Genomic DNA, 6063 nt, shown 5'->3' with positions numbered 1-6063 from the left:
CGCCGTGATCTGGCACAACTGGACCATCGGCGCCCCAGTCAAACGGTCCCTCATCGCCTACGACCACTGAATCTTCAAGGCATCAATCATCTAGGGTGGCGGTCGAACAGGAGCAGTCGACCCTCGGGTACAACTGCATCGCCGCCGGGATCCGCGACCACCGGCAGCACCTGGTCGGGGTAATCGGCGTCGCCGGCCGGACCGGGTTCGCCGCCCACCGCCTGAGCCGCCCGCTGCTTGCTGTGGCCGGGGAGGTCGAACGGGGCCTACGCGATACGGCCCGCCCGATCGGTCCTCATCTTTAGCGAGGGTTGGCGGGCGCGCTGGGGCGGTCTACATCATTTGCCGAGGCCGCGCACCTGCGGCTACGTCCCTCGTCGCGGCCTAAGAGTGACCGTCAAGTGGGCGCTTGGCATCGCGAGAAGCCGAGTTCGGGCGGCGCAGTCCGTGCTTGCGATCCGCGTCGACCGACCATCATGTTCGCCGTGATCACGGAGTAAAAATGCACACGGAGCAGCACGTTCGCTCCGTGATCATGGAGAACCCGTGCACTGTGGGCGCCGGGGGCGCATGAGTGCGGAGACTTTGCTCGCGGGCTGCCGCTGCCAGCCAATTGACGGTCGCTTTCAATACGTGGGCCTTGGAAGGTCGAGCGGATAGCCTGTGTGCTCGTGGACAACCAACCAGCTCAGGCACCGTTACTGTGCAAAACCTGGCCGATCTTCACCACCGAGCTCGCCGCGGCCCTTGGCGCGCACGGCGAGGATCGACTGACAGATCAGGTCGATTGGCTGCGTATCGTCCAGGTTTGCGGCTGCGGAGACGACTTCTGCCAGAGCTTCTACACCGCGCCGAAGCCATCTGGCGCCTACGGCAAGGGCCACCGCAATGTCTGCCTCAAACCGCCGTGGCCGGGTTACCTCATCCTCGACGTGCTGCACGACGACATCGTGTACGTCGAGGTTCTCTACCGAACGCCGCTGAGCTGACGTGACCGGCCGTGACGTCGTGCGCGGCCGGCGGCGCATTCAGGTTTTGCGGCTCGGTTCCTCCTGCCGAGGGCGGGACATCCAGGGCCGTGCGTATCGGACTAGGAGCAGCGAAACCAACGCGAGGACGCTGATCACAGCCTGGGCGATTCGAGCCACTGCGGTGCCACCGGGCAGACAGTACGTGGCGTACCAGTTGGCAGCCGCGTCGGTGACGAGAATGAAGGCGGCGAGGTAGAGCCCGATCGCCCGCCGGGCCACAAGCAGTGCCGCCGCCAGCGGGTCGAGCAGGGTCAACGAGGTGAAGTAGACCGCGAGCCAGATCGGCCACCACGGATAAGGAGGCCACCCGCCGGTGACGAGCTGGATCACATGGACGACGCCGCCGTACGCCAGGACAACAGCCTGAACGGCCACCGCGACGCGAATGCTCCGAGGGACGCCACGCCAACGCCGCTGATGCGATATCACCGGAGGTGGACGGCCAGATCGGCGACGTCGGCGAAAACTCGGTCTCCGGCCGCCGCCGCTGCGGGTGAGACGGTGTCGAGGGTGAGGAACCCGTGCACCATCCCGGCCTCGCAGCGATGCCTGACCGGAACGTCCGCGGCCGCCAGCCGAGCCGCGTACGCGTTGCCCTCGTCTCGAAGCGGATCGTGCTCCGCAGTGACAACGACGGCCGGCGGCAGCCCGCCGAGGTCGGCCCTGAAAACCGGACTGACGTCGGGGTCGGCGCGCCGCGAAGGGTCCGGGACCCATTGTTCAGCCCCCCACGCGACGTCGTCGGTGACCAGGCCCCAACCCGTGGCCTTGGTCCGCGCGCTGGGATAGGACAGTGTCAGATCCGTGTTGGGATAGACGAGAATCTGGGCGGCGGGCAGTGGTCCGCCTTCGTCGCGCAGGCGCAGGCACGCGAGCGCGGCGAGGTTCCCGCCAGAGCTGTCGCCCATCACGACGGTCGGGCCCTCAATGCCGACGCTCGAGCCCCCGCTGGTCGCCGCCCACCGGATGACATCCACACAGTCATCGACGGCCGCCGGCCACGGGTGCTCCGGAGCTCGGCGGAAGTCGACGCTCAATACGGACATGCCGGTCTTGAGCGCCAGGCGGCGACACGCCCGGTCGTGCGACTCAAGATCGCCGATCGTCCACATCCCGCCGTGGACGAACACCACCAGCGGCCGAGCCACCGCCGACGGCCGGTAGAGGCGGGCCTTCACGGCAGTCGAACCGACCGTCAGATCCTCGACCCAGGCGATCTCCGGGCCTGGGGGGCGCGCTTCGACACGGCGCCGTTGCGCGCGCCGCAGTTCCACCGCTCCCACAGCACCGGCAGGAAGTCCGGGATTCTGCCGAACGGCCTCAATGAAGGCGGCCAGTTCGGCATCGGCAAGCGGGAGAGTGATCGGTTCGGCCATCCGGGACAGGATGCCACCTCGACCCGGCCTGGTGAGGCAGCGGGGCGCGCGCACCGACCTTCCGTCGTACGCTGATCTCTCACATGATGGACGGGGAGGCTGAGGTGGCCGACACGACGCCGACCGAGACGATGGTGGCAGAGGTGCTGGCCGAGCTGGCCGGGCTCGAGGACCCGAGGGCACGGGAGGTGAACGAGAAACACGGTGACGATCACGGTGTGAACCTCAGCAAGCTGCGCGCGCTCGCGAAACGGTTGAAGACGCAGCAGGAGCTCGCGGGCCGGCTCTGGGAGACGAATGACACCGCGGCGAGACTGCTGGCGATCCTGATCTGCCGCCCGAAGGCGTTCGAGCGTGACGAGTTGGACGTCATGGTGCGCGAGGCGCGCACACCCAAGGTGCACGACTGGCTCGTGAACTACGTGGTGAAGAAGAACCCGCACGCCGAAGAGCTGCGCCTGACCTGGTTCGCCGATCCGGATCCGGTGGCCGCGAGTGCCGGCTGGGCGCTGACCACCGAACGCGTGACGAAGACGCCCGAGGGCCTCGACCTCGCGGGACTGCTCGACGCCATCGAGGCGGAGATGAAAGACGCCCCGGACCGCCTGCAGTGGGCGATGAACAACTGCCTGGCTCAGATCGGCATCGAGCACGCCGAGCACCGCGCCCGTGCGATCGACATCGGCGAGCGCCTGGAGGTGCTCAAGGACTACCCGACCTCCCCGGGCTGTACGTCTCCGTTCGCGCCCATCTGGATCGCCGAGATGGTGCACCGACAGCGCGACAAGTAGGAAAGCCGGCGTCACGCCGTCAGGGCGTTGAGGGCGAGGTCGACGTCGGCGTCCGTGGTGTAGGCGTGGAACGACGCCCGCAGCCGTCCGGCGCGTACCGCGGCGCGGATGCCGGCGCGGCTGAGCCGTTGCTCGGCCTGTGGCACGTCCACCACGACGATCGCGCTGTTTCCCGGCGGCCGGCCCAGACCGGCGAGGAACCGGTTGGCCAGCCGCACGTTGTGTGCGCCGATCGCCGCCACTCCCAATTCCTCGACCAGTTCCAGTGCGGGAGCGGTCGCCACGTACGCGGGCCAGGACGGTGAGATGTCGAAGCGACGGGCCGTCCTGGCCAGCCGCAGCGGTGGACCGTAGTAGGAGTCGTGAACGTCCTCGCCGGCGTACCAACCGGCCGCCCACGGGGTCAGGCGTTCGCGTAGGCCCGGGTCGAGATATGCCAGTGCGGTACCGCGTGGCGACATCAGCCACTTGTACGTGCCGGTGACGACCACGTCGGCGAGCGACCCGTCGAACGGCAGCCAGCCGCACGCCTGGGTTGCGTCCACCACGACCAGGGCGCCGCAGGCCCGGGCGGCGGCCACGATCGCCGGGTAGTCGGCGACCTCGCCCGTGGCCGACTGCACCAGGCTGAACGCGACCACATCAACGGACGAGTCGATCCGGCTGGGCAGCGCGGCCACCGGCGCCGTCCGTACCTGTCCGGCCAGCAGCCACGGGAATACGTTGGAGGTGAACTCGATCTCCGGCACCAGGAAGCGGCGTCCGGCGAGCCCGGCCGCGACCGGTGTCAGAACCTGCGACACCTGGGCCCCGACGCACACATCCTCGGCAGCCACGCCGATCAGACGCGCGTACGAGCGCCGCGCCCGCTGGGTCGAGTCGTTCCACTGGTCCGCCGAGGTACGCCCCACACGCCAGTCGCCGAGCATCGCCTGCAGCGCCTCGTAGGCCCGCCGTGGTGGTAACCCGTAGCTCGCGGTATTGAGCCAACCCGGTTGTGCGTCCCACAACGTCGAATCCACCGGCCGAGCGTACCGACAGCGGCGGGGCCGAATGGAGGCTCGAAACAACTGGCTGGGTCTTCCGAACGGTGTGGTGACGCCGGCATTGGTCGCGCGGTGCATCACGGACGCGAGGGACGCCGGATGGGATTCCGCACGGCGGGGACCGGCGCTGCGTGTCCACCTGCCGGATTCCGTTGCGGCATAGGCGCTTCAGGTTCGTCTTCGTCCGTCGCTACCCGACTCCGTGAAGCCGGGCTGGAACCGGGCCGAGGGTCCGCCGCGTTCGGCCCACCACCGTCCTCGTCTTATCTCCGCGCCCGGTACGCCATCCAGCATCCGGTCTGGATCGACCACGCTGGCCAGCGCCTGCACCAAGTCCGCGCGCAGCTCGGCCGCGGCGTCCTCGACCGTGTCCTGCTCACGCGACCAGTCGATGTTCGCATCTCGTAGCCGTCGCACAGCCAGCTCGGTGACCGCTGCCGGATCATCGATCACGACCTCGACACGGCAGTACACCTGCAGTACGACCGGTTTGCCTTTCGTCACGACGGGCAGCATCGCACGAAGGCGCGACCGTCGACCAACCAAATCTCAGCGGCCCGCGCCGCGACAAACCACGAACGCTCAGATCGACAACGGCCAGCGGATGGCCAACGCCGCGATGCGGCAACCGATCCGCCGCTACCGCAGGGCCCTTACGGCAGCAGCAGCCACCGTCCCCGTTGTCCGCCGTCGGCGACCTTGTCGTACGCGGTCGCGGCCTGAGCCAGCGGCACCCGGCCGGCCACCCCGCAGTTCCAGGACCCCGGAGGCGGCGAGCGCGAGCATTTCGGCGAGTTGAGCACCGTCGGGCTCGACGCTCAGGATGTGGGTCTCGATGCCCCGCTCGCCCGTCGCGGGCGACGCCGAGGCCACGCCGACGAACGTGCCGCCGTCGCGGATCGCGCCGAGGGCCGCGGCGTGCAGGACTGCGCCGTCGACGACGACATCGAACGATGGTCAGGGCAGCTGCGTGACAAGTTCACAAGCCCCGGCGCGCAGCACGAAGTCGCGATCGGACTCGCGGGCCAGTCCGGTCACGGTCCAGCCGGTGTGGGCGGCCAGCGCGACGGCGTACCCGCCCACGCCGCCGGCGGCGCCCGTGACCAGCAAAGTGCGCCCGGCCGCGGGACCGAGCCGGTTCACCAGCCGCGCGGCGGTCGAGGCGTCGAGGGGCAGGGAGGCCGTGTCGACCGGATCGAGGCCGGCCGGCAGCAGCGCGGCGGTTGCCGACGGTACGACCGTCTCCTCGGCGTGCGCGCGGGCCTGGGCTCGGAAGTCGCTGTGGAGAGCAGCGATCGTGTCGCCGACCGAGAAGCCGGTGACCTCCGCACCGATCCCGGTCACGACGCCGGTGAGGGACAATCCGAGGTCGACCGTGCCGGTCAGCCCTGTGGTGCGGTCGCGAAGAATCCCGATCGGCGGGGCGCCGCATCGCGCGGATCGTGACGGAGAACCGCTGGTAGTGGCGCGTGCGATGGGGGCGGAAAAAATTCTGGGCCGCGATGTCGGATCGCGGCGGCGCCGTTCGAGGCACAGGTGAAGGCAGCCACTAGGAAAAGGACATAGCCATGACCGCCACGCTCGCCCCCACCGCCGCCACTGCCACCGCCGCCGCTCCGACCGCCGAGATCCGGGCGAACCGCGTGACCCGTTCGCTGCTCGGCTACGGCGTGCTCGCCGGCCCGTTCTACGTCACCGTCAGCCTCGCGCAGGCCCTGACCCGGGAGAACTTCGACATCTCCCGGCACGCCTGGAGTCTGCTGGCCAACGGCTCGCTCGGCTGGATCCAGATCACCAACCTCGTGCTGTCGGGCCTGAT

10 protein-coding genes are annotated in these 6063 nt (G+C 69.1%); 4 read left to right on the top strand and 6 right to left on the bottom strand.

The window, feature by feature from the left end:
- Nucleotides 1-95: 95 nt before the first annotated feature.
- Nucleotides 96-305 (top strand): hypothetical protein, encoded by a 210-nt coding sequence (locus ABT297_RS42500; RefSeq protein WP_350559723.1) that lies wholly within the window; start codon nt 96-98, stop codon nt 303-305.
- A 366-nt stretch (nt 306-671) separates the two neighbouring features.
- Nucleotides 672-989, top strand: a complete 318-nt coding sequence (locus tag ABT297_RS42495; RefSeq protein WP_350559720.1) for a hypothetical protein — start codon at nt 672-674, stop codon at nt 987-989.
- Nucleotides 990-1028: 39 nt separating this feature from the next.
- Here the strand turns inward: ABT297_RS42495 and ABT297_RS42490 are convergent, their stop codons facing one another.
- Together ABT297_RS42490 and ABT297_RS42485 are read right to left on the bottom strand one after the other, a co-directional pair.
- Entirely contained in the window at nt 1029-1406 is a 378-nt protein-coding gene (locus ABT297_RS42490) for a hypothetical protein (RefSeq protein ID WP_350559717.1), read from the bottom strand.
- A gap of 50 nt (nt 1407-1456) precedes the next feature.
- Nucleotides 1457-2407, bottom strand: a complete 951-nt coding sequence (locus ABT297_RS42485) for an alpha/beta hydrolase (protein ID WP_350559714.1) — start codon at nt 2405-2407, stop codon at nt 1457-1459.
- A gap of 83 nt (nt 2408-2490) precedes the next feature.
- On the opposite strand from ABT297_RS42485, the gene ABT297_RS42480 reads away from it, so the two are divergent.
- Complete coding sequence (locus tag ABT297_RS42480; protein WP_350559711.1) at nt 2491-3198, top strand: DNA alkylation repair protein; 708 nt, start codon at nt 2491-2493, stop codon at nt 3196-3198.
- An 11-nt stretch (nt 3199-3209) separates the two neighbouring features.
- On the opposite strand, the gene ABT297_RS42475 is transcribed toward ABT297_RS42480, so the two are convergent.
- The 4 genes from ABT297_RS42475 to ABT297_RS42460 form a co-directional block, all read right to left on the bottom strand.
- Complete coding sequence (locus ABT297_RS42475) at nt 3210-4220, bottom strand: aminotransferase class V-fold PLP-dependent enzyme (protein ID WP_350559708.1); 1011 nt, start codon at nt 4218-4220, stop codon at nt 3210-3212.
- Between the two features lie 192 nt (nt 4221-4412).
- On the bottom strand, nt 4413-4760 hold the full coding sequence (locus tag ABT297_RS42470) for a hypothetical protein (RefSeq protein ID WP_350559705.1): 348 nt from the start codon (nt 4758-4760) through the stop codon (nt 4413-4415).
- Between the two features lie 137 nt (nt 4761-4897).
- Nucleotides 4898-5047, bottom strand: a complete 150-nt coding sequence (locus ABT297_RS42465) for a hypothetical protein (protein ID WP_350559702.1) — start codon at nt 5045-5047, stop codon at nt 4898-4900.
- A gap of 154 nt (nt 5048-5201) precedes the next feature.
- Nucleotides 5202-5606, bottom strand: a complete 405-nt coding sequence (locus tag ABT297_RS42460) for an MDR/zinc-dependent alcohol dehydrogenase-like family protein (protein ID WP_350559699.1) — start codon at nt 5604-5606, stop codon at nt 5202-5204.
- 206 nt (nt 5607-5812) lie between these two features.
- Here ABT297_RS42460 and ABT297_RS42455 point away from each other — a divergent pair.
- Nucleotides 5813-6063: DUF998 domain-containing protein (locus ABT297_RS42455; protein WP_350559696.1), on the top strand; the 251-nt coding region annotated here is incomplete at its 3' end.

The sequence above is a fragment of the Dactylosporangium sp. NPDC000555 genome (assembly GCF_040300025.1).
Taxonomy (GTDB): domain Bacteria; phylum Actinomycetota; class Actinomycetes; order Mycobacteriales; family Micromonosporaceae; genus Dactylosporangium.
The sequence above is the reverse complement of the archived record's forward strand: the minus strand, read 5'-3'. Positions and strand labels throughout refer to the sequence as shown.